Genomic DNA, 22,102 nt, shown 5'->3' on the forward strand with positions numbered 1-22,102 from the left:
AGAAAAGTATAAAATTACTGGATTTGAAAAACAATCCAATAAGTGATATGGAAATTTATTTGAAAGTTAAATTCAGTAAATTTTGAGTAGATTTGAGCTTATGTAATTACATAAGCTCAAAATAATAACTTTCAACTTTATATCTTGGTTTTCAACTTGAAATTTAGTAGTTACATTTTTAGCGTATAAAAATATAATATTAATTATAATTGTTAGGAAAAGATATTACATGATTGTTTGACGTATAGTTATTAGTAGATTTTGTTTTTAAAGTAAAATGATATATAGCTTTTGAAATTATATCTGCAATCATTGTAACAGTATATAATCTAGTGTTTTGCAAAACTAGAAAATCAAAATTACTAGAAATATTAACTATACCAGTTATAGAAATGTCTCCAACTGCTGGAAGGTCTTTATTTAAGGCTTTTCCAGGATAAAGAGGCTTTCTATCTATAAAAATTTTCCCAATATTATTTATTTTGCCTAAGCAAGAATCTATTGCAATAATAAAAGGATTATTAAACTTTATATTTATTTCATTTATTCTTTGAATTAAATTTTTTGAATGAATTGGATTTTTTAAATTTCCACATATATGAATGTTATCATAAGATAAAAATTCAAGTTTATATCCAATTAAAGGGCCTAAACAATCACCTGTTGATCTATCAGTTCCTATGCAGAGAAAAACAATATTCCTTTTTTCGTCTAATATTGGTTTCAACTCTGAAAATAAATAATCACATATTTTTATATATGAAGTAGAAACACTTGAATCTATAGAAAATGAATTTTTCATATAAAACCTCCCTTTAAAGAAATTATTTCCTTTAAAGGGAGGTTTTATTCAGAATTTATGCTTATAATAAAATTAAAATACATTTAAAAATAAGTAATCCTATTTTAGGCTCTGTTTTAAGACAATATTGATATATGCATAAGTAAAGGTGGAATAAGTAATTAAACTTAGGAATACTAAAAATGAGTATAACACCACTACAATGCTACCTTTATATATATTTATCTTTGGCAATTTTATTTAAAATTTTCAATGTATAATCAATATCTTCAATAGAATTAAAATTACTAATACTAAGTCGTACTGTTCCGTCAGGATATGTACCAATTGTTTTATGTGCTAATGGAGCACAATGTAATCCAGTTCTAGTTTTAATGTTATTACATTCTAAATAATAACCTGTTTCTGAAGTATCTAAGTTATTTATGTTGATAGATACACAAGTTGTAGAATTATTACCAGTTGTATCTCCATAAACATTTAAGTCATTTATATTTAATAAACCTTGAAGCAGATGCTTTAATAAATAATTATTATGTTCATAAATATTATTGATACCAACTGAATTTATATATTTAATTCCTTCAGCTAATCCAACAATTCCAGGCATGTTTAGTGTACCAGATTCAAATTTATCAGGTAAAAATTCTGGCTGAGTTAACGAGTATGATGAACTGCCAGTGCCACCTTGAATAAAAGATTCACATGATTCATTTAATTTATTATCTAATATGAATCCTCCAATTCCTTGAGGACCAAACAAGCTTTTATGTCCTGTAAAACATACCGCATTTGCATTTATTTCTTTCATATTAAGATTAATCACTCCAGCACCTTGGGATGAATCTACAATAAAAAATATATTATTTTTTTTACAAATTTCCCCTACAGATTTTAAATCTTGAATTGAACCAATTACATTTGAAGCTTGAGTAAGAATTATAAGTTTTGTATTAGATTTTATCTTATTTTCAATATCGATAGGATTTACAAAACCTCGTGTATTTGCATTTATTATATCAATTTCTATATTTAACTTTTCTTTTGCATAAAATAGTGGTCTTATTACAGAATTATGTTCCATAGATGAGGTAATAACATGATCACCACATTTTAAAAGACCTTTGATAAGTGTATTTAAAGATGTAGTTACATTGTTAGTAAATATAACATTTTGTGAACTATTAAATCCAAAAAAATTACAAACAGTTTCTCTAGCTTCATAAAGCAATTTATTACTTTCTATTGAGTTTACGTAATTTCCTCTGCCTGAATTTCCACCCACGTTAATCATATAATTATACATCGCATCAACAACTTGTCTTGGCTTAGGAAAAGTCGTTGATGAATTATCTAAATAGACTTCCATACTAAAATATCACCTCTAAAAAATAAATTTTAATAATCCCCATATAATAAATAGTATACTTAATATAAAAAGAAAATAATTTAAAACTTTTGATGTTTTGTTACAAAAATCATCTTTACACATTTTTATTCCTTTTATGCTTAATAAATTAAGAATAAAAAACCAAGTTAAGCTTCCGACTATCATTGCTAATAAAGCAAAAGTAAAATAAACTCGTCCATGTAATCTCCACACGCTTAAAATTGTACCACTTAAAGCAATCCATAATGATGGTGTAGTAGGATTTAAAAAAGTTATAAAAAAGCCAGCTAAAAAACTATTGGAAGAACGTGAATTAGATATATTTATTGATTTAGAATTTAAGTTATTATTACTTTTATTATTAGACATATTATTAAACAGCAATAAAACAAATCCTGAAATGATCCAAAATAATCCTTCAAACTTTCTATTGTTATTTAGCATGTTAAATAATCCTAAATTTATTATTATTATATATAAAAGATCTGCTGATACGGCGCCAAGTGATACTTTATATCCTTCTTTAAACCCATGAGAAATAGACCTATTAATAGCTTCTAATCCGGAAGGACCTAAAGGAATAGCAGATACAAATCCAGTCATAAAACCTATTAGTAATGGTTTAAAAATCATAAATAAGTATAACATTTTAATCTCCCTTTAATTTTAGTCATATATAATTATAATGTAATATGATAAATTAATCATTAAAATTAAGTACATAATTATAATTGGGTTTATTTTAGCAGAGCATTGATATATACATAAGTAGTGTGGAACAGAATTTTTAAAGTTTAATTACAATTTCACTATACGTATTATATATAAATACATATTTAAAATAGAGTCTTAGTATTAAGATAAATAATCAATATATATATTTATTATTTATTAAAATTAGATATAATATAATGTATAAATAATAGATGAATATAGGTAGGTGTAAAATGAATTATTATATAATAGTCTTTAAAAATACTTTTGATGCTATGGCTGCAGAAAAATATTTACAAGAAAGTAAATATGAATTTAAAATAATGCCGACTCCAACTTCTATAACTAAAAGTTGTGGAATATGTGTTAGAATTAATGATAAAGAAGTGATAAACGAAGTAATTAAAGATAATAAATTTGAATATAAAAATATATATTTAAGAGATAATAGTGAATATGTTTCAATTGAATAAATTAAAAATTAGGAGTGCTTGAATTAATGGTTAATTATTTAATAAAATTTAATTGGAGTCAAGAGGAGATAAAATTAGGTAATATATCAATAGGATTAAATAATATTGAATTTTTAGTAAATAAATCATTAAGAATACTTAGTGTATTTATATTAATGTATATATCTATTAAAATAGGAAATTACTTAATTAAAAAGTTTGTTGAAAGACAAATAAAAAGCAATACAATGCTATCTCTAGACTCACAACGTGCAAAAACACTGGGAGAAGTGCTGAAGAGTGTTTTAAAATATTCAGTTTACTTTATAGGTATAACTTCTATAATATCTACTTTATTTAATGGATTGTCATTTACGTTTGCTAGTATGGGTGGATTAGCTGTTGGATTTGGTGCTCAAAGTTTGATTAAGGATTTGATAAATGGATTCTTTATATTATTTGAAGATCAATTTGGTGTTGGCGATCATATAACAGTAGGAAAATTTAGTGGAATAGTTGAAAGTATAGGAATTAGAACTACAATAATAAAAGACTTTACTGGAGATATTCATTCTATTCCAAATGGTTCAATTATTGAAGTGACTAATCATTCAAGAGGCAATATAAGATTTATAGTAGATGTTGATATTGCATATGAGGAAAATATAGATAATGCAATTTCTATAATAAAAGAAGTTTGTTCAAACTTTGAACAAGGTAATGAAGATATAGGAGAACCTATAGAAGTATTAGGGGTAAATGCTTTAAACGCTTCAAGTGTAACAATTAGGGTAATTGGAAAAAGTAAACCTCTTAAGCAATGGGAAATGGAAAGAGAATTAAGAAAGTTAATAAAATTGAGATTGGATAAAGAGGGAATAGAAATACCATATCCTAAGACTCAATTAGTAAGTGCTAATATGGAAAAGGGGGACTTATAATGATAGAAATATTTGAACTTGGTGAAATAGTAAAAATGAAAAAACAGCATCCATGTGGTTCATATGAGTTTGAAATTATTAGATTAGGAGCAGATATAAAAATAAAATGCACAGGATGCGGTAGAATAATAATGCTTCCTAGAAGTAAATTTCAAACAAGAGCAAAAAAGGTAATAAAAACTGAAGAATAGTATAAAAAGTAAAAAAAACTTGAATTAATGATTTTACACTGATATAATTAGAAAATGAAATCCCTGCTGTGTGAATAACACAGCCGTTAGTCCAAAGGAGGTGAAAATGATGAGAAAGTATGAAACTATATTTATACAACACCCATCATTCGATGAAGAAACTGTAAAAGCAAACATCGAAAAGTTTAAAGGTGTTATAGAAAATGGTGGAGGAACAATCGAAAATGTTGATTTTTGGGGTAAGAGAAAGCTTGCTTATGAAATCTCAAAGGTTAGCGATGGTTACTACACTTTAGTTAGCTTTAATGCTGGTCCTGAATTACCAAAAGAATTAGATAGAGTATTCAGAATTACTGATGGTATAATCAGACATATCATTGTTAAGGAAGAAGTTTAAGGTGGTGTTTTAAATGAACAAAGTAGTTTTAATCGGAAGATTGACGAAAGATCCAGAACTAAGATTTACTCCTGGAGCTGGAACAGCAGTAACTACCTTAACATTAGCAGTTGATAAGTATAATTCTAAATCTGGTCAAAGAGAAGCAGACTTTGTACCTGTAGTTGTATGGGGCAAACAAGCTGAAAGTACTGCGAATTACATGAGTAAGGGTAGCCAAATGGCTATAAGCGGTAGAATTCAAACCAGAAATTATGAAGCAAAAGATGGAACAAAGAGATATGTTACAGAAGTAGTTGCTACAGAAGTTCAGTTTTTAAGTAAATCAAATGCTTCAGGAAATGTTGGTGCTAATTATGGTAACAACACTGAATATTCATCATCAAATAATCCATTTGATGATATGAACTTTGAAGAAGACATAACTCCAGTAGATGATGGGGATATGCCATTCTAATTTAGGTAAGGAGGGAATAACATGAGCAGAGAAGATAATAGAAGATCTGGCGGAAGAGCTAGAAGATCTAAAAGAAAAGTTTGTGCTTTTTGTGTAGATAAAGCTGAGTCTATCGATTATAAAGATATAAACAAGTTAAGAAAGTATGTTACTGAAAGAGGTAAGATACTTCCTAGAAGAATTTCTGGAACTTGTGCTAAGCATCAAAGACAATTAACAGATGCTATTAAGAGAGCAAGAAACATAGCTTTATTACCATTCACAACTGAATAGTAATAAAATTACTCCCCTGAGAAATCAGGGGTTTTTTATTACACAGAAATCTTTAAGTTAAACGTATTTATACTTAATTATATAAATAAATGGAAAAATAATACAAATAAATATGTATATGCCTTGCATTAGTAAGTAAAAAAATTTAAAATAATTATACAGGGTTGGGAAATGTGAGGTGATTATAGATGAAAAAAGATGAATTAAATATAATGACTAGTGTTAAAATAATAGAAAATTTAAAAGCTCAATTATTATGTATTATAGGAGAATTTTTCAGATTATTAACAAAAGGTAGTAATGTTACTCGTAATTCCATATTAGATTGTATTTCAGGTGCAATTAGTATATTATATGTTCTCGCAGAAAAGTTAGGATATTCTTTTGCAGAGGTTGATCATGTTATGAAAGAAAACTTAGAATTAGGAATTAGAGCTGAAGATGAGGTTGAAAGAGATGGTAAAAGTCTAAGTAAGCTTAAGACCTATATCAATAATAGAAGAGATTAACAATAAATTTAGGAGGCTTTTTTATGAATAAAGTAACAACTATGAGGAGGTTACTTAAGCCGATTATATTAATTTTATTTTCATTAATTTTATATTATTTTAATTATCCAGGAATAGCATTAATAATTTTTTTAGTTTACTTAGTGGATAATTTTTATCAATTAAATTATTATTGGAAAAAAGACAATGATATTGATGAATTTATAGAAAAACTTAATAAGGGTATAGAGAGTAATATATTTCAGTTTGTACATCCTCTAGCTTTAATTAGAAGAAATGGTGATATTGTATGGAGCAATTCTATATTTACTGAATTGAAATCTAAGGAAGAATCATTAAACAAAAATATTTTAAGTATAGCTAGAGGTATAAATTTAGGACGCATATTAAGTGATAAGGAAACCTTACATCAAAGATTAAAGATAAAGGGTAAATTATATGATACTTATGCAACTAAAATTAATATAGAAGATAATGAAGAACTATATTTAGTGTATTTTAATGATGTAACTGAAATAATAGGTTATGAAACTACAAAAGAAAGTGTTATGTTAATTGAAGTTGATAATTTCACAGAAGCACTAGAAACAACTGAAGAAAGTAATAGACCTTTATTAGTTGCAGAAATAGAAAGAACAATAAATGCATATGCTAATAATTTAAAAGCAATGATAAGAAAATATGATACTAATAAATATGTTCTATCGATTCAAGATAATTTTATAAAAAAACAGATTGATGAGAAATTTAAAATATTAGATGAGATTTCTAAGATAGATAAAGGAAATAAAATTGAAGTTACACTAAGTATTGGTATTGGCAGAGGGGGAATATCTCCAGCAGAAAATGCTAAATATGCTAATACTGCAAAAGAATTAGCTTTAGGTAGAGGCGGAGATCAAACTGTTGTTAAAAGTAACGATGAAATAAAGTTCTTTGGTGGAAATACTAAAGAAATAGAAAAAAGAACTAGGGTTAGAGCTAGAGTTGTAGCACATGCTTTGAATGAATTAATCTTCGTAAGTAGTAATGTTTATATTATAGGACATAAGAATCCTGATATGGATTGCTTTGGAGCAGCTATGGGTTTAGCAAGTGTTATTAAGCAATTAGGTAAATCGTGTAAGATTGTATTACAAAATGATACAAATGCGATAGAATATTATTTAGATAACCTAATGAAAGATCCTAAATATGATGATTTATTTATATCCACAGAAAAAGCAAAAAATGATTTAGATGATGATTCATTGCTTATAGTAGTAGATGTTCACAATAAAAGCTACGTGTCTGATTTGGAACTAGTAATGAATGCTAAGAGAAAGGTTATTGTAGATCACCATAGAAGAAGTCCTGATATGATTGAGGGAGATATATTAAATTATATAGAAGTATATGCATCATCAACTTCAGAGATGGTTACGGAAATGATTCAATATATGATTGATAAGCCTAAGTTAGCTAGAACTGAAGCAGAAGGATTACTCGCAGGAATATTTATGGATACTAAAGGTTTCTTATTTAAGACTGGAGTAAGAACATTTGAAGCAGCATCATTCTTAAGAAAATCAGGAGCAGATACTATAGAAATCAAAAAAATATTTAGTGATGACTTAGAAAATTATTTACTTATTGCAGAAGCAATAAAATCTGCAGAAGTAAATGACAATATAGCTATTGCAATATGCCCTAAAAATGTGGATACTGTAATTGTAGCCAAATCTGCTGATGAACTGTTAAATATATCTGGCATAAATGTATCTTTTGTTTTAGCACAAATAAATAACGATATATATATAAGTGGAAGATCAGCTGGGGATGTAAATGTTCAAATAGTTCTAGAAACCCTAGGGGGCGGAGGACACATGAATATTGCAGGTGCAAAAGTATCAGACGCTAAAATTGAAGACGTCGTTTATGATTTAAAAGAAGCAATAAAAAAATATTTAAAGGTGGGAGATTAACTATGAAAGTTATTTTATTACAAGATGTTAAAAAGATAGGTAAAAAAGGTGAAGTTATAGAGGCTTCAGATGGTTATGCAAGAAACTTTTTATTTCCTAGGAAATTAGCTCAAGAAGCTACTGATTCAAATATGCATATCTTAAATAACAAAAAAGAAAATGAAAGAAAGAAAAAATTAGCTGAAATAGAAGCAGCACAAAAATTAGCTGGAGAGCTAAAGGGAAAAGAAATAACAATAAAAACTAAAATAGGTGAAAGTGGAAAATTATTTGGTGCTATTACTAGTAAAGATGTGGCTGCATTAATAAAAACTCAATATAATGTTGAAATAGATAAAAAGAAAATAGTAATGGATACAATAAAATTATCAGGAAATTATGATATAGAAGTTAAATTATATCCTGAAGTTAGTACAAAAATGAAGATAAATATAATTCCACAATAATAAGGAGGATTTGTTTTGAAATCAAATGAAGAAACAAACTTATTAAATAGTATAATGAGTGGGAATTTATCAATAGAAGCTCAAATAGATGCTTTATTTAATGTAACAAAAAATATTTTAGATAAAGGTGCATTTAGATCTAGAGTTGTTAGATTTAAATTAGATAGATATGTAAAATCACAAGATAATTGTGATAGAATGTTTGCTTTAAAAACTATACTATCTGAGGGCGAAAAAAAAGGAATTCCTAAAGAAGAGGACTTGGAACAAGAAGTAAAAATAATTATAGAACTGATTGTAGATGAGATTGCCAAAAAATATGTTCAAAACAAAATAGAAATGAAGGTTGAACAGGCAATAATGGAGAAACAAGAAAAGTATATTGATGAAGTAAAATTATCTGTAATTAAAAAGCAAAAAGGTATTGAAAATAATAATACTATGAGTAAATTAAATAATTTAATTTCTTTAGATGAAAAAGTAACTAGTAAAAATATCATGAGCTTTTTAAGACCAGATAGTTTTGATGAAGTAGTAGGTCAAGAACGTGCTATCAAGTCATTAATATCTAAATTGTCTTCTCCATATCCTCAACATATTATATTATACGGACCACCTGGGGTTGGTAAAACAACTGCAGCAAGACTTGCTTTAAAAGAAGCAAAAAAATTAAATTTTACTCCATTTGATGATGAATCAAAATTTGTTGAAGTAGATGGAACTACTTTAAGATGGGATCCAAGAGAAATAACTAATCCTTTATTAGGATCAGTACATGATCCTATATACCAAGGAAGTAAAAGGTATCTATCAGAGGCAGGAGTTCCTGAACCAAAGCCAGGACTAGTTACTGAAGCACATGGAGGAGTATTATTTATAGATGAGATAGGAGAATTAGATCATATATTACAAAATAAACTTTTAAAAGTTTTAGAGGATAAAAGAGTAGAATTTTCATCTTCATATTATGATCCAGATGATGAATCAACTCCTAAATATATAAAATATTTATTTGATAATGGAGCACCAGCTGATTTCGTATTAATAGGTGCTACTACTAAAAGTCCAAGTGAAATAAATCCAGCATTAAGATCTAGAGCTACTGAGGTTTATTTTGAACCATTATCTTCTGATGATATAGAGCTTATAGTTAAAAAAGCTTCTGAAAAATTAAATGTTACTTTAGAAGAAGGTGTTGCTAAGAAAATTAGTAATTATACTTTTGAAGGTAGAAAAGCAGTAAATATATTAACAGATGCTTATGGATATGCATTATACATAGAAAAGCAAAGCAAAGATAATGTTGAAATAAAGCTAGAATATTTAGATGAAGTATTGTCTGTTGGAAGACATGTTCCTTTTGAAATATTTGATAATACTGAGGAATATGAAATAGGACATATTTATGGCTTAGGAGTAAGTGGATTTTTAGGTTCAACTATTGAAATTGAAGCCAATGTTTTTGAGGCTAAAAAGAAAGGTGCTGGAGTAGTAAGATTTAATGAAACAGCAGGTTCTATGGCTAAAGATTCTGTATTCAATGCAGCTTCAGTTATAAGAGCCATAACTGATAAAGATATAAAAGATTATGATATACATGTTAATGTTATAGGTGGTGGAAAAATTGATGGTCCATCAGCTGGGGTTGCAATTACATTATGCATAATAAGTGCATTATTAAAGAAACCTATAAAGCAAGATATAGCAGTAACAGGTGAAATATCTTTAAGAGGAAAAATAAAACCTGTAGGCGGAATATTTGAAAAAATATATGGTGCTAGAAGAAAAGGAATTAAAAGAGTTTTAGTTCCAAAAGATAATGAAAAAGAAATTCCAATGGGTCTTAAAGATATAGAAGTTAAATCAGTAAGTACTATAGAAGAAATTATGGATATTGTTTTTGAATAATGAAATAGGCTTCCTTGAACTAGGAAGCTTATTTTAAATTAAAGTTTAGATTGTATTTTATTAAATTCAAAAAGGGAGGACTGTTTTTGGAATCACAAGTTATGAGAACTTTACCTCAGAGTATAGAAGCTGAACAATCGGTAATAGGATCTATGATTATAGATAAATCTGCTATTGCTAAAGTCTTAGAAAGCTTAGAAGAAGAAGATTTCTATAGAGATGGTCATAAAGTAATATTTAGAGCTATATTAGATATGTTTAGAAAAGATATGGGTGTAGATTTAATTACTTTATTAGAAAACTTAAAAAGTACGGAAATGCTTGAAAGAGCAGGTGGAGTAACTTATATAACAGAAATAAGTGCATCAGTTCCTACTACAGCAAATTTATCTTCTTATATAAAAATAGTAGAAGAAAAATCGGTTTTAAGAAAACTTATAAAGGCTTCAACATCAATAATAGAATCCAGCTATAATAATCAAGGCGAAGTTGAAAATGTATTAGATGGAGCTGAAAAAAGAATATTTGATATAGCTGAAAAGAAAACATCAAAGGATTTTGAACCGTTAAGTGACGTTTTAGAAAGAGGTTTTCTTGAAATAGAAAGACTTTTTAATAATAGAGGTGAAATTACAGGGGTAGGCTCTGGTTTTGCAGATTTAGATTCTAAAACATCAGGATTTCAAAAAGGTGATATGATTCTTATTGCTGCTAGACCATCTATGGGGAAAACTACATTTGCATTAAATATAGCAGAACATGCAGCGTTAAGAGAAGGAAAAAGCGTAGTTGTATTTTCTTTAGAAATGTCAAAAGAACAATTAGCATATAAATTACTTTGTTCTGAAGCAAATGTTGATATGTTAAGACTTAGAACAGGTGAGTTAGATGATAAGGATTGGGAGAATATAGCTAGAGCTACAGGTCCATTATCTAAAGCAAAAGTTTATATAGATGATACAGCAGGGGTTTCCGTTATGGAAATGAGATCTAAATGTAGAAGATTAAAAATGGAATATGGAATAGATTTAATAGTTATAGACTATTTACAACTTATGTCTGGAAGTACTAGTAGTGATAATAGACAACAAGAAGTATCAGAAATATCAAGATCGATAAAAGCGCTGGCAAAGGAAATGGAATGCCCAGTTATAGCATTATCGCAATTATCGCGTGCTCCAGAACAAAGAGCAGACCATAGACCAATGTTATCGGATTTAAGAGAATCTGGTTCTATAGAACAAGATGCTGATATTGTTATGTTCTTATATAGAGATGAGTATTATGACAAAGAAACTGAAGATAAGAATATTGCTGAATGCATAATAGCAAAGCAAAGAAATGGTCCAGTAGGAACAGCTAAACTTGCATGGCTTGGTCAATTCAGTAAATTTGGAAATTTAGATGTTATTCATAAAGAATAAAAATATTTACATTACTATTTTTAAATCAATAGTTAAAAATAATAATATATCAGGTAAGATATATTATTAGTGAAAAACTGAGAATGAGCGTATTTAGTTTAAATCTCAAGACAATACTGATAATCAAGAAAAAATTCTTATTTGGAATTTTAAAATATACGTTTTAAAGCCTTTGATTTTAAATTAAAACTCTCAACTCTCATTTCTCAACTTCTAACTAGTAAAGCTCAATTTAGCAATTTTATTTTTAAATACATCTAATTTTTTTTACTTTAGGAATATTAATTTTAATTTCTTTTTTTTCTTTGAAAAGAGAGATTTCTTCTATATTAATATCTTCTAAATAATAAATTCTTCTAAAATTATAATTTACATCATTATATTCATAAAATTCGAAAATTAAAAAATTATTCTTATAGAAGATTTCTAAAAAATAATTCCTATTAGAGGAAAATAATATATCTATATAATAAAAATTATAAGTTTCTTTTAAGTTAATCTTAGGAATTTTTGAGTCTAAGGTTTTTTTATCTAAAAAGTAATTTATAAAATCTTCTTTATTTAATAAAGAGTTATAACAAAGCATAGAATCATTGTTCATAGATATTAACCTCCCTTCTAATGTCATTATTAGTTTATGAAATAGAAGAGTAGCTATACTATGATTATAGTGGAGAAAATTTTAAAAATAGGCTATGTTTTAAGAATGTGTTGATATATGCATAAGTAGGTGTACAGAGTAATTGAATTTAAAAATGTTATTTTAAAACACGCATTTAAAATGTAATAAAAATAAAAAAATGGGGGCTTAATTTATGGATAGAAAAATTGGTTTTATAGGTTGTGGAAATATGGGAAGTTCTATGGTTGGAGGATTAATTAATTCAGGATCTTTTGAATCTAAGAACATATTTGTTTCTACAAAAACAGAAAGTTCAGCAAGCAATATGAAAGATAAATTCAACATCAATGCTAGCATTAATAATAAAGATGTAGTCAAAAATTCTAATATAATTATTTTATCTGTTAAACCATATATGTTTAAAGATGTAATTAATGAAATTAAGGATTATTTAACTGAAGATAAATTAATAATTAGTGTAGCAGCTGGGATTACAATTGAAAATTTAGAAGATTTAATAAGCAAGAAGCATAAAATAATTAGAAGTATGCCTAATACTCCAGCCTTAGTTGGAGAAGCAATGTCTGCAATATGTCCAAATGCAAATGTATCTAAAGAAGATATGGAAGTATGTAAAAAGATATTTGAAAGTTTTGGAGAATGTGTTGAAATATCAGAAAAAGATTTTCATGCATTTATTGCTTTATGTGGATCGTCACCAGCATACATATTTATGTTTATAGAAGCTATGGCAGATGGTGCAGTAAAGTTAGGAATACCTAGAAATAAAGCTTATAAGATGGCAGCTCAAAGTGTATTGGGTTCTGCAAAAATGGTTTTAGATACAGGAAAACATCCAGGAGAATTAAAAGATGCAGTTTGTTCACCTGGTGGAACTACAATTGATGCTGTAGTTGAATTAGAAAAGTTAGGTTTTAGAAGCAGTGTTATAGAAGCTATGGATAAATGCGCAGAGAAGTCTAAAAATATGTAATGTATCTGAAATAGATTATGTTTTAATGGAGTATTTATATATGCATAAGCGAAGTGGACTAAGTAATTGAACTTAAGAGCTCTATTGCATATATAAATACACATTAAAAATATAATTATAAAATTTAAAAAAATAAATATAGTTTTTCTTTTAATTAATCATAAAAAATAAAAAATTATATTGCTCCCTCTGTTTTGTGGACAAAAATTCAAACTTTTTTTGGGGATAACTTTTTAATTATGAATTGTGGATAAATTTCAAAAAAATTTTATGTGGATAAGTATTTTGAAAATTTGTGTGAATAATTTTTAAAAATATAAATCTATAAATAAAATTAAAAAAACTACAAATTATAATGATTAAAAAATTTAATGGCAACTATGGGATTTATAATATTATGATCAAATGTTGAAATATAAGAGTAATAAAAAATAATAAACATTTATATTTAATGTAAGAAAATATATCAGATGTTAAATGAATTAATAAAAAGTAAGCAAAATTATATTTAAAAGTTAATCAAAATTTTATATTAAAACATTATTGACAAAATTATATGAGAATAATATACTATAAAACATAAACAATGGAGTTAAAAAATGCGATGCATTCGCAGTTTTTTAACTCCTTTTTTTTATATTAATTATAAAAAAATTTAAAACTTTAAAGCTAGCAATTAAAAGTTTTTAAATTAATAGTAATTTTAATTTAAAGGGGGAACTTTTATGGAAATTAATTTAGCAGATAGTTCATTTATTATAATTTGTTCAGCATTTGTATTTTTAATGACACCTGGGCTTGCATTTTTTTATGGTGGTATGGAAAGAAGAAAGAATGTGCTAAATACAATTATGACATCATTTTTTAGTTGTGGTCTTGCATCTGTAATGTGGGTTTTAATAGGTTATTCATTGTCATTCGGTAATGATTTTCATGGAATAATAGGTGGTTTTAATTTATTAGGACTTGTTGGCGTAGGAGCACATCCTAATGCTGCATATGCAAGTAATATACCACAATTGCTTTTTGCTGCATTTCAAATGATGTTTGCAATAATAACACCAGCACTTATAACAGGATCTTTAGCAGGAAGAATGAAGTTTTCATCATTATTTATTTTTATTGCAGCTTGGTCAATTTTAGTTTATTATCCAATGGCTCATATGGTATGGGGTGATGGTGGATTAATTAAAGCTTTAGGTGCAGTTGATTTTGCAGGTGGTAATGTAGTACATATTAGTTCAGGTATTTCAGGACTCATAGCTTGTATTATGCTTGGCAAAAGAAGAGGTTATGGTATGATGTCATATAAGCCTCACAATATACCGCTTGTAGTACTTGGAGCATCATTACTTTGGTTTGGATGGTTTGGATTTAATGCCGGTAGTGCATTAGGAGCTGGAACGCTTGCAGTTCATGCTTTTATGACAACAAATACTTCAGCAGCTGCTGCTATGCTTTCATGGATGTTAATTGAAAAAGTTAAACATGGTAAGCCAACAGTACTTGGTACAGCAACAGGCGCAGTTGTAGGGTTAGTTGCAATTACACCTGGAGCAGGATTTGTTCCAATTTGGTCTTCAATTATAATTGGAGCACTTGTATCACCAATATGTTTCTTTTTTATAGGAAGGGTAAAAGCAAAATTTGGATATGATGATGCACTTGATGCTTTTGGATGTCATGGTATGGGAGGAGTTTGGGGTGCTATTGCTACTGGTCTTTTTGGTAATACATCAATTAACTCAGGGGCACAATGGAATGGACTTTTATTTGGAGATACTCGTCTTTTTATAGCTCAAATATTAAGCATTATAATAACAATTATATTTGCAGGAATTATGACTTTCTTAATTATAAAAGTTATGAAATTATTTAGTGATATTAGAGTTGAAAGTTCAGAAGAAGCTGATGGCCTTGATGTTGTTGAACATGGTGAATCTGCTTATCCTGCATTTACTGGATTAGATTAAGGAGGGAAATTTATTGTGAAGAGAATAGAAGCTGTTATTAGACCTTCAAAACTTGAAGAGATTAAAGAAGCTTTAAAAAATAAAAACATTAATGGAATGACAATCAACCAAGTTATGGGGTGTGGAAAGCAATATGGTTGGACTGAATATCATAGAGGTAGTGAAGTTATAACAAATGTATTGCCTAAAATAGAAGTAAAAATGGTTGTTGAAGATGATAAGGTAGAAGAAGTTATTTCATTAATTTCGGAAATTGCAAGAACTGGAGATGTTGGAGATGGTAAAATATTTGTTATAGATATTGCAGAATGTGTGAGAATTAGAACTGGTGAAAGAGGCAATAAAGCATTGTAATAAATTAAAATATAATTATTAAAGATATAACTGTTGAATAATTTCTAAGTTATATCTTTAATTTATAAAAACTAATATTTTAGTTAAATTAAGTATTGTTATATTTGTGCAGCTCCGCTTTCAATTGCAGCTTTTTTCACAGCATCTGCAACAATAGTTTGAACATCTAAATTAAATGCTTTAGGAATTATAAATTCAGCACTTAACTCTTCATTGGAAACAGAATTAGCTATTGCATAAGCAGCAGCAACTTTCATTTCTTCATTTATTTCTGATGCTCTTACATCTAATGCACCTCTAAATATGCCAGGGAAAGCTAATACGTTATTTATTTGATTAGGATAATCTGAACGTCCAGTGCCCATTACAGCAATTCCAGCTTCTTTTGCATCTTCAGGGAATATTTCTGGAGTTGGATTTGCCATAGCAAATATTATTCCATTTTCATTCATAGTCTTAACCATTTCTTTTGATACTATATTAGGAGCAGACACACCTATAAATACATCAGCATTTTTTATTGCATCTTTTAAGTTACCACTCTCATTATTAGGATTAGTTATTTGAGCTAATTCCTCCATATATGAATTATTAGAATCCTTACCTTTTGTAATTATTCCATTTATATCACACATAACAACATTTTTAACTCCTGAAGATATTAACAATTTACATATAGCAGTTCCAGCAGAGCCAGCACCATTTATAACCACTTTAATATCGTCTAGATTTTTATTTACTATTTTCAAAGCATTAATCATACCAGCAAGAACAACAATAGCAGTTCCATGTTGATCATCATGAAAAACTGGTATATTTAATTTTTCTTTTAATTTCTTTTCTATTTCAAAACATCTAGGAGCTGAAATATCTTCTAGATTAATTCCACCTAAAGTTGGAGCTATATTACAAATAGTAGAAACTATTTCATCAACTTCTTTAGTATCTAAAACTATAGGAAATGCATCAACATCTGCAAATTCCTTAAATAAAACACTTTTACCTTCCATAACAGGCAATGCTGCAAGTGGTCCAATATCACCAAGTCCTAACACTGCTGTACCATCTGATATAACAGCAACAGAATTCCACTTTCTAGTATACTCATATGCTTTATCAGGATTTTTATGTATTTCTCTACAAGGCTCAGCTACTCCAGGGGTATAGGCTAGGCTTAAGTCTTTAGAATTTTTTACTTCACAAGTTGATTTAATTTCTATTTTACCTCTTTTTTCTTTGTGGAACTTTAAAGATTCTTCATAAATATTCATACCAACACTCCTCAATAGTTTTTATAAAATTTAACGGTATAATTCTAATGATAATTCAATTATACGAATTATTATTAAAAAAATCAAAAAAATATTCGATGCCTAGTTGACCATATGATTTGACTTTGCTAATATTTAAAAGGAGAGTTATTTAAAAATTAAATAAACATCCAAATATTTTTACATAAAAGCTATTAAAGCTTGTATTTAAGGAGGCAAACGAATGTCAGCATTTATTGTTTTAGGAGCCCAATGGGGAGATGAAGGAAAAGGAAAGATGACAGATTATCTAGCAGAAGAAGCTGAGGTTGTTGTTAGATTTCAAGGAGGTAATAATGCTGGTCATACTGTAGAAGTTGGAGATAAGCAATATAAATTGCACTTAATTCCATCAGGAATACTATATGATGATAAATTAAATGTTATTGGAAATGGAGTAGTAGTAGATCCTAAAGCTCTATTTGAAGAAATAAATTATTTAGAGGGTGTAGGAGTTAAAGTTACACCAGAAAAATTAATCATAAGTGATAGAGCACAACTTATAATGCCATATCATAAAACACTAGATGTTTTAAAAGAAAAAGCAAGAGGTAAAAATGATATAGGAACTACAGGAAAGGGCATAGGTCCATGTTACACAGATAAGTTTGAAAGATGTGGAATAAGAGTTTGCGATCTTATGCATGAAGATGTTTTTAAAGAAAAATTAGAAGAAAATATAAGAATGAAAAATAACTATATTACTAAGGTATTAGGTGGAGAACCTTTAAACTTTAGTGAAATATTAAATGAATATTTAGAATTTGCAAAGAAATTAAGACCTTTTGTTCAAGATACTTCAGTTAATGTTTATAACAATATTAAAGAAAACAAAACTGTACTATTTGAAGGTGCGCAAGGAATGCTTTTAGATATAGATTATGGAACATATCCTTATGTTACATCATCTAACACAACAGCTGGTGGTGTATGTAGTGGTATAGGTATTGGACCTAACATGATAACTAATGCAGTAGGAATAACAAAGGCTTATACTACAAGAGTTGGTAAAGGACCATTCCCTACAGAATTAGTTGATGAAACTGGAGATTGGATAAGAGAAAAGGGTCATGAATATGGAGTAACAACAGGAAGATCAAGAAGATGTGGTTGGTTAGACTTAGTTATAGTTAAAACTGCTGCAAGAGTAAGTGGATTGACTTCATTAGCTGTTACTAAGATAGATACACTAGCAGGATTAGAAAAATTAAAAGTATGTGTAGGATATAAATTTGATGGTAAAGTTATAGATTACTTCCCAGCAAGTTTAGAAGATCTAGCTAAATGTGAACCAGTATATGAAGAATTTGATGGTTGGGATGATAGTGTAGCAGAAGCTAGAACATATGAGGAACTACCTGAAAATGCTAAGAAATACTTAAATAGAATAGCTGAATTTACAGATACTAAGATTTCTATAATAGGTGTTGGACCAAAGAGAGAACAAACTATAAGAATAGATAGTATATAATATTAAGTTTTCATGTTATTGACTTTACTTTTAGTATAAAATATAATTCATAGTAGATAATATTTGTATGAATTGAGTTTTATGAATAAGAAGGTGAAAAATATGATAACAAAGGACATGACAATTGGTGAAGTAGTTAAAAATGATTCATCTAAGGCTGAAGTTTTAATGAGCTTTGGTATGGGATGTGTCGGATGTCCATCAGCTCAAGCTGAAACAATAGAAGAAGCTGCTATGGTACATGGAATTAATTTAGATGAATTAATAGAAGCATTAAATAAATAATACTTAAAAAGAAGAGGCTGTTGCAAAAATGCAATGGCCTTTTTACTATTAAATTATGATTTACAAAAATTTAAACTGTGCTGTATAAAAAACATTATATATAGGAAGAATTTGCAGTATAATAGATATTATGTATATAAAGGAGGGGGGAAATATTACACAGTAAATAGGGATTATTTTTACTTTAGTAATATTATAATTATGGGTAAGATTTTTAGTAAAGAATATGAAGTTAATTATTATGATGTAGATTCAAATTTAAAATGTAAGCTATCATCTATTATTAACTATATATGTGATGTAGGTAGTAGACAGTCTGAATTAATAGGCGGAGGAATGGAATACTGTACAACGAATAATTGTTCGTGGGTGTTTTATAAGTATGATATAAAAATGTACAGATATCCTAAGTTTGGAGAAACTATAAGTTTAACAACACAAGCTATAGGTTTTAAAAAATTCTATGGATTAAGAAAATATTCTATTAAAGATTCAGATGGTATTTTAATAGGAGAGGCATTAGCACTATTCTTTTTAATAAATATTGAAAAGAGAAGACCTATGAGAATACAAAAAGAACAATATGAATTTTATGGGGTAGATGGTGATTTAGATCATGATGTATCAATGGAAGATATAGAAAAGGTTGAAGAAGAACAATTTATTAAAGAGTTTCAAATCAGATATAGCGATATAGACTCTAATAAGCACGTAAATAACGTAAAATATATAGAATGGGCCATTGAAGCAGTTCCACTTGAAACAGTAAAAGAATATGAATTAAATAGAATTAAAGTGCTATTTGCTAAAGAAACTACTTATGGAAAAACAATTTCGTCAACAGCGACTTTAAGACAAATAGATGAAAATAATTTAAAGACTTATCATAAAATAAAAAATGATGAGGGAACTGAAATAACATTCTTAGAAGCAGATTGGATAAAAAAATAATATTAATGATAATAAAGCGATATCAAAGTAGGGTTTAATGTTTATACTTTGATATCGCTTTATGTTTTTAAAACACTAAAATTTATTTTTCAGAAGCAGATTTACCAGCTAAACATCCTGAGCTCCAAGCCCATTGTAGATTAAATCCTCCACAATCACCATGGACATCCATTATTTCACCACAGAAATAAAGATCTTTCACTATTTTTGATTCTAATGTATTATCTTCTATTTCTTTAGTATTAACTCCACCAAGTGTTACTTGAGCGTTAGAGAATCCGTTGGTACCAGTGCATTTAAATTCCCAGTTTTTTAATCTAGAAATCAATATGCTTAAATACTTCCAATCTAATTCAGAACAACAAGAATGAATATCTTTAATACCAACGTCTTTTAAAAGAGTAGATATCATTTTTTTATTTATCACACCTATTAGGCAAGATGAAATTTCTCTATAGTTAAAAATTGAAAAATGACTGTATATAAAATTCTCTATTTCTTCTTTTGTTTCATTAGGGAACATATCAACACTAATTTTTACATCTTTGTTCTTATAAAGTGCTTTTGAAGCATATGAAGATAATTGTAAAATTGGTGGACCTGATATTCCGTAGTCAGTAAATAGTACTTCACCTTTTTCTGTTCTAATTACTTCACCATCAACTAGAATACTTACTTCACCATCAAATTTAATTCCTGATAATGCTTTCAAATAAGGATAGTCTAATTTAAGCTGAACAATGCCAGGAAGAGGTTCTACTATATTATGACCTAGTATTTTGCTAAGTTTAAATCCAGAGCCATCAGATCCTGTTTTAGGGGCAGATTTACCACCACAGCTTAAAATTAATTTTCTAGAGCTAAATTCTTTAAATTCTTCATTATTTGTATTAATGGTGAATTTCTTTGATTTTCTTATATCTGTAACTTTGCAATTGGTGTATAGAGGAATATTTTTATCATCTAAACACATTCTCAATATATCAACTACTGAAGATGCCTGAAGTGATTTTGGAAACATCTTACCATTTTCAAGTTCTACAATAGGTAAACCTAATGATAAAAATAAATTTTTTGTATCTTCAATTGTAAATTTATTTAATGTTTTAGTAAAAAAATTATTATTTTCGCTATGAAAATTAACAAATGGAGAACAGATATTATTATTAGATATATTACATCTACCATTTCCAGTGGTAAGAATTTTTTTACCTATTCTATCAGTTGCTTCTATTATAGCGACATCTTTTCCTAAATCCTTAGCCATTATTGCAGCAATTAATCCTGAAGCTCCACCGCCAACAACTATTAAATCATGATGAATCATATATGTTAATCTCCTTATATTTAAATGAATTATAAAGTAATACTTATATAAGTGTTTTCTAAATTACTTAAATAAATTCTAACATAGTAATATAAATCTTAAAAGCAAGGAATAATAAACTTAAAACAAAGCCAAAATATTTATAAGAAGTGGTGATTTTAGCTATGAAAGCAAAAGTTATTAATAAAGAACTAGAAGACTATGATTCAGTTTTTCAAATTAGAAGAATGAATTTTGATCAAGCTGTAATAAATTATCCTACAGGAAGTGGTTTAAAAACATTTCAAATAGAAGATATAGAATTAATTCCTGAAAACAAGGTTGATGAATTTTTAATAAGCAATAAGCAATTTTTAAAAATTAAACTGACAAAAGGAATATCTGTATTCTTTTATATGGCATTATTGGAGTCCCTGGAAGATGAAATAAATGAAAAAGTAATAGAATTAAATGTATTAAAAGATAAATATAAGATAAATAGAAGGGGTATATGGGATAAAGAAATATTAATATTTGTAAATAATAAGTTCCCTATAGAAGTATTATCTTCAGGACAAAACTTCAAAAAAGAAGGGTATAGCATAAATATCAATAAAGTTTCTGAAGAAAACTTTTTAAATATTTGTTTTAATGAAATCAATAAAATTGAAAAAGAAATACAGGATAGAAATAGGATGTTATCTGGGTTTGGGAAGGCTATTAATGAGATAAAAGGAAGTTATAATAATGAGCAAAAATTGTTGATTTAGCACTAAATAAAAATATAATAATAAAAAAAATCAAAAAATGTGTTGACACATAATATAAAATTATGTATTATAGTCTATGTGGTCGGGAACACGGTCACGAAAAATAAAAAACCAAGGCTCCTTGGTCAAGCGGTTAAGACACCACCCTTTCACGGTGGTAACAGGGGTTCGATTCCCCTAGGAGTCACCATTTTCTAT

Annotated in this window: 24 protein-coding genes and 1 tRNA gene; 19 read left to right on the plus strand and 6 right to left on the minus strand. The window is 27.7% G+C overall.

What is annotated here, in order from left to right; all coding sequences use genetic code 11:
* Positions 1 to 199 precede the first annotated feature (199 nt).
* The 3 genes from yyaC to RGC78_RS12675 all read right to left on the minus strand — a co-directional run bounded on the left by yyaC (position 200) and on the right by RGC78_RS12675 (position 2,840).
* Positions 200 to 802, minus strand: coding sequence for a spore protease YyaC (yyaC, locus tag RGC78_RS12665; RefSeq protein WP_252231281.1), 603 nt, complete (start codon positions 800 to 802; stop codon positions 200 to 202).
* A gap of 211 nt (positions 803 to 1,013) precedes the next feature.
* Entirely contained in the window at positions 1,014 to 2,171 is a 1,158-nt protein-coding gene (locus tag RGC78_RS12670) for an aminotransferase class V-fold PLP-dependent enzyme (protein WP_252216543.1), read from the minus strand.
* 15 nt (positions 2,172 to 2,186) lie between these two features.
* Entirely contained in the window at positions 2,187 to 2,840 is a 654-nt protein-coding gene (locus RGC78_RS12675; protein WP_252216542.1) for a LysE family transporter, read from the minus strand.
* Positions 2,841 to 3,139: 299 nt separating this feature from the next.
* Here RGC78_RS12675 and RGC78_RS12680 point away from each other — a divergent pair, with 299 nt between their 5' ends.
* From RGC78_RS12680 to RGC78_RS12730, 11 genes are all read left to right on the plus strand, one after another.
* The gene (locus RGC78_RS12680; protein ID WP_252216541.1) at positions 3,140 to 3,379 is read left to right on the plus strand and encodes a putative Se/S carrier protein; all 240 of its coding nucleotides are present in this window, start codon (positions 3,140 to 3,142) and stop codon (positions 3,377 to 3,379) included.
* Positions 3,380 to 3,405: 26 nt separating this feature from the next.
* Complete coding sequence (locus RGC78_RS12685; protein ID WP_252216540.1) at positions 3,406 to 4,299, plus strand: mechanosensitive ion channel family protein; 894 nt, start codon at positions 3,406 to 3,408, stop codon at positions 4,297 to 4,299.
* A complete protein-coding gene (locus RGC78_RS12690) occupies positions 4,299 to 4,490 on the plus strand; it encodes a DUF951 domain-containing protein (protein ID WP_252216539.1) in 192 nt (63 codons plus the stop codon). Before RGC78_RS12685 ends, RGC78_RS12690 begins: the two co-directional genes overlap by 1 nt.
* Positions 4,491 to 4,599: 109 nt before the next feature.
* The gene (gene rpsF / locus RGC78_RS12695; protein ID WP_252216633.1) at positions 4,600 to 4,887 is read left to right on the plus strand and encodes a 30S ribosomal protein S6; all 288 of its coding nucleotides are present in this window, start codon (positions 4,600 to 4,602) and stop codon (positions 4,885 to 4,887) included.
* 13 nt (positions 4,888 to 4,900) lie between these two features.
* Entirely contained in the window at positions 4,901 to 5,344 is a 444-nt protein-coding gene (locus RGC78_RS12700) for a single-stranded DNA-binding protein (RefSeq protein WP_252216537.1), read from the plus strand.
* A gap of 21 nt (positions 5,345 to 5,365) precedes the next feature.
* Positions 5,366 to 5,617 (plus strand): 30S ribosomal protein S18, encoded by a 252-nt coding sequence (gene rpsR / locus RGC78_RS12705; RefSeq protein WP_252216530.1) that lies wholly within the window; start codon positions 5,366 to 5,368, stop codon positions 5,615 to 5,617.
* Between the two features lie 188 nt (positions 5,618 to 5,805).
* The gene (locus RGC78_RS12710; protein WP_069680984.1) at positions 5,806 to 6,126 is read left to right on the plus strand and encodes a MazG-like family protein; all 321 of its coding nucleotides are present in this window, start codon (positions 5,806 to 5,808) and stop codon (positions 6,124 to 6,126) included.
* Positions 6,127 to 6,149: 23 nt separating this feature from the next.
* On the plus strand, positions 6,150 to 8,090 hold the full coding sequence (locus tag RGC78_RS12715) for a DHH family phosphoesterase (protein WP_252216529.1): 1,941 nt from the start codon (positions 6,150 to 6,152) through the stop codon (positions 8,088 to 8,090).
* Positions 8,091 to 8,092: 2 nt separating this feature from the next.
* A complete protein-coding gene (gene rplI, locus RGC78_RS12720; RefSeq protein WP_252216528.1) occupies positions 8,093 to 8,536 on the plus strand; it encodes a 50S ribosomal protein L9 in 444 nt (147 codons plus the stop codon).
* A gap of 15 nt (positions 8,537 to 8,551) precedes the next feature.
* Positions 8,552 to 10,444 carry a Lon family ATP-dependent protease gene (gene lonC, locus RGC78_RS12725; RefSeq protein ID WP_252225708.1) on the plus strand — a complete coding sequence of 631 codons (1,893 nt, stop codon included), beginning with the start codon at positions 8,552 to 8,554 and terminating at the stop codon, positions 10,442 to 10,444.
* Positions 10,445 to 10,530: 86 nt separating this feature from the next.
* Entirely contained in the window at positions 10,531 to 11,868 is a 1,338-nt protein-coding gene (locus tag RGC78_RS12730; RefSeq protein ID WP_252216523.1) for a replicative DNA helicase, read from the plus strand.
* Between the two features lie 247 nt (positions 11,869 to 12,115).
* Here RGC78_RS12730 and RGC78_RS12735 read toward each other — a convergent pair whose 3' ends face one another.
* Positions 12,116 to 12,469, minus strand: a complete 354-nt coding sequence (locus RGC78_RS12735; protein ID WP_252216520.1) for a protein phosphatase — start codon at positions 12,467 to 12,469, stop codon at positions 12,116 to 12,118.
* 214 nt (positions 12,470 to 12,683) lie between these two features.
* Here RGC78_RS12735 and proC point away from each other — a divergent pair, with 214 nt between their 5' ends.
* The 3 genes from proC (at position 12,684) to RGC78_RS12750 (ending at position 15,811) form a co-directional block, all read left to right on the plus strand.
* Positions 12,684 to 13,484: a pyrroline-5-carboxylate reductase gene (proC, locus tag RGC78_RS12740; RefSeq protein WP_252216518.1), complete on the plus strand. Its 801-nt coding sequence runs from the start codon at positions 12,684 to 12,686 to the stop codon at positions 13,482 to 13,484.
* 725 nt (positions 13,485 to 14,209) lie between these two features.
* The gene (locus RGC78_RS12745; RefSeq protein ID WP_252216515.1) at positions 14,210 to 15,457 is read left to right on the plus strand and encodes an ammonium transporter; all 1,248 of its coding nucleotides are present in this window, start codon (positions 14,210 to 14,212) and stop codon (positions 15,455 to 15,457) included.
* Positions 15,458 to 15,472: 15 nt separating this feature from the next.
* Entirely contained in the window at positions 15,473 to 15,811 is a 339-nt protein-coding gene (locus RGC78_RS12750; RefSeq protein ID WP_252216512.1) for a P-II family nitrogen regulator, read from the plus strand.
* Between the two features lie 98 nt (positions 15,812 to 15,909).
* Here RGC78_RS12750 and RGC78_RS12755 read toward each other — a convergent pair whose 3' ends face one another.
* Positions 15,910 to 17,082, minus strand: coding sequence for an NAD(P)-dependent malic enzyme (locus tag RGC78_RS12755; RefSeq protein WP_309556758.1), 1,173 nt, complete (start codon positions 17,080 to 17,082; stop codon positions 15,910 to 15,912).
* A 223-nt stretch (positions 17,083 to 17,305) separates the two neighbouring features.
* Between RGC78_RS12755 and RGC78_RS12760 the strand changes: the two genes are divergently transcribed.
* The 3 genes from RGC78_RS12760 to RGC78_RS12770 all read left to right on the plus strand — a co-directional run bounded on the left by RGC78_RS12760 (position 17,306) and on the right by RGC78_RS12770 (position 19,828).
* Entirely contained in the window at positions 17,306 to 18,592 is a 1,287-nt protein-coding gene (locus tag RGC78_RS12760) for an adenylosuccinate synthase (protein ID WP_309556759.1), read from the plus strand.
* Between the two features lie 102 nt (positions 18,593 to 18,694).
* Complete coding sequence (locus RGC78_RS12765) at positions 18,695 to 18,877, plus strand: DUF1858 domain-containing protein (protein WP_003371961.1); 183 nt, start codon at positions 18,695 to 18,697, stop codon at positions 18,875 to 18,877.
* A gap of 201 nt (positions 18,878 to 19,078) precedes the next feature.
* A complete protein-coding gene (locus RGC78_RS12770; protein WP_252216504.1) occupies positions 19,079 to 19,828 on the plus strand; it encodes an acyl-[acyl-carrier-protein] thioesterase in 750 nt (249 codons plus the stop codon).
* 82 nt (positions 19,829 to 19,910) lie between these two features.
* Here the strand turns inward: RGC78_RS12770 and RGC78_RS12775 are convergent, their stop codons facing one another.
* Complete coding sequence (locus RGC78_RS12775) at positions 19,911 to 21,155, minus strand: BaiN/RdsA family NAD(P)/FAD-dependent oxidoreductase (protein WP_309556760.1); 1,245 nt, start codon at positions 21,153 to 21,155, stop codon at positions 19,911 to 19,913.
* A 164-nt stretch (positions 21,156 to 21,319) separates the two neighbouring features.
* Here RGC78_RS12775 and RGC78_RS12780 point away from each other — a divergent pair, with 164 nt between their 5' ends.
* Positions 21,320 to 21,904, plus strand: coding sequence for a hypothetical protein (locus RGC78_RS12780; protein WP_252216499.1), 585 nt, complete (start codon positions 21,320 to 21,322; stop codon positions 21,902 to 21,904).
* Between the two features lie 115 nt (positions 21,905 to 22,019).
* A tRNA-Glu gene (locus tag RGC78_RS12785) sits at positions 22,020 to 22,094 on the plus strand.
* Positions 22,095 to 22,102: the final 8 nt, after the last annotated feature.

This window comes from Clostridium aquiflavi (assembly GCF_031344075.1).
GTDB classification, from domain to species: domain Bacteria; phylum Bacillota; class Clostridia; order Clostridiales; family Clostridiaceae; genus Clostridium; species Clostridium aquiflavi.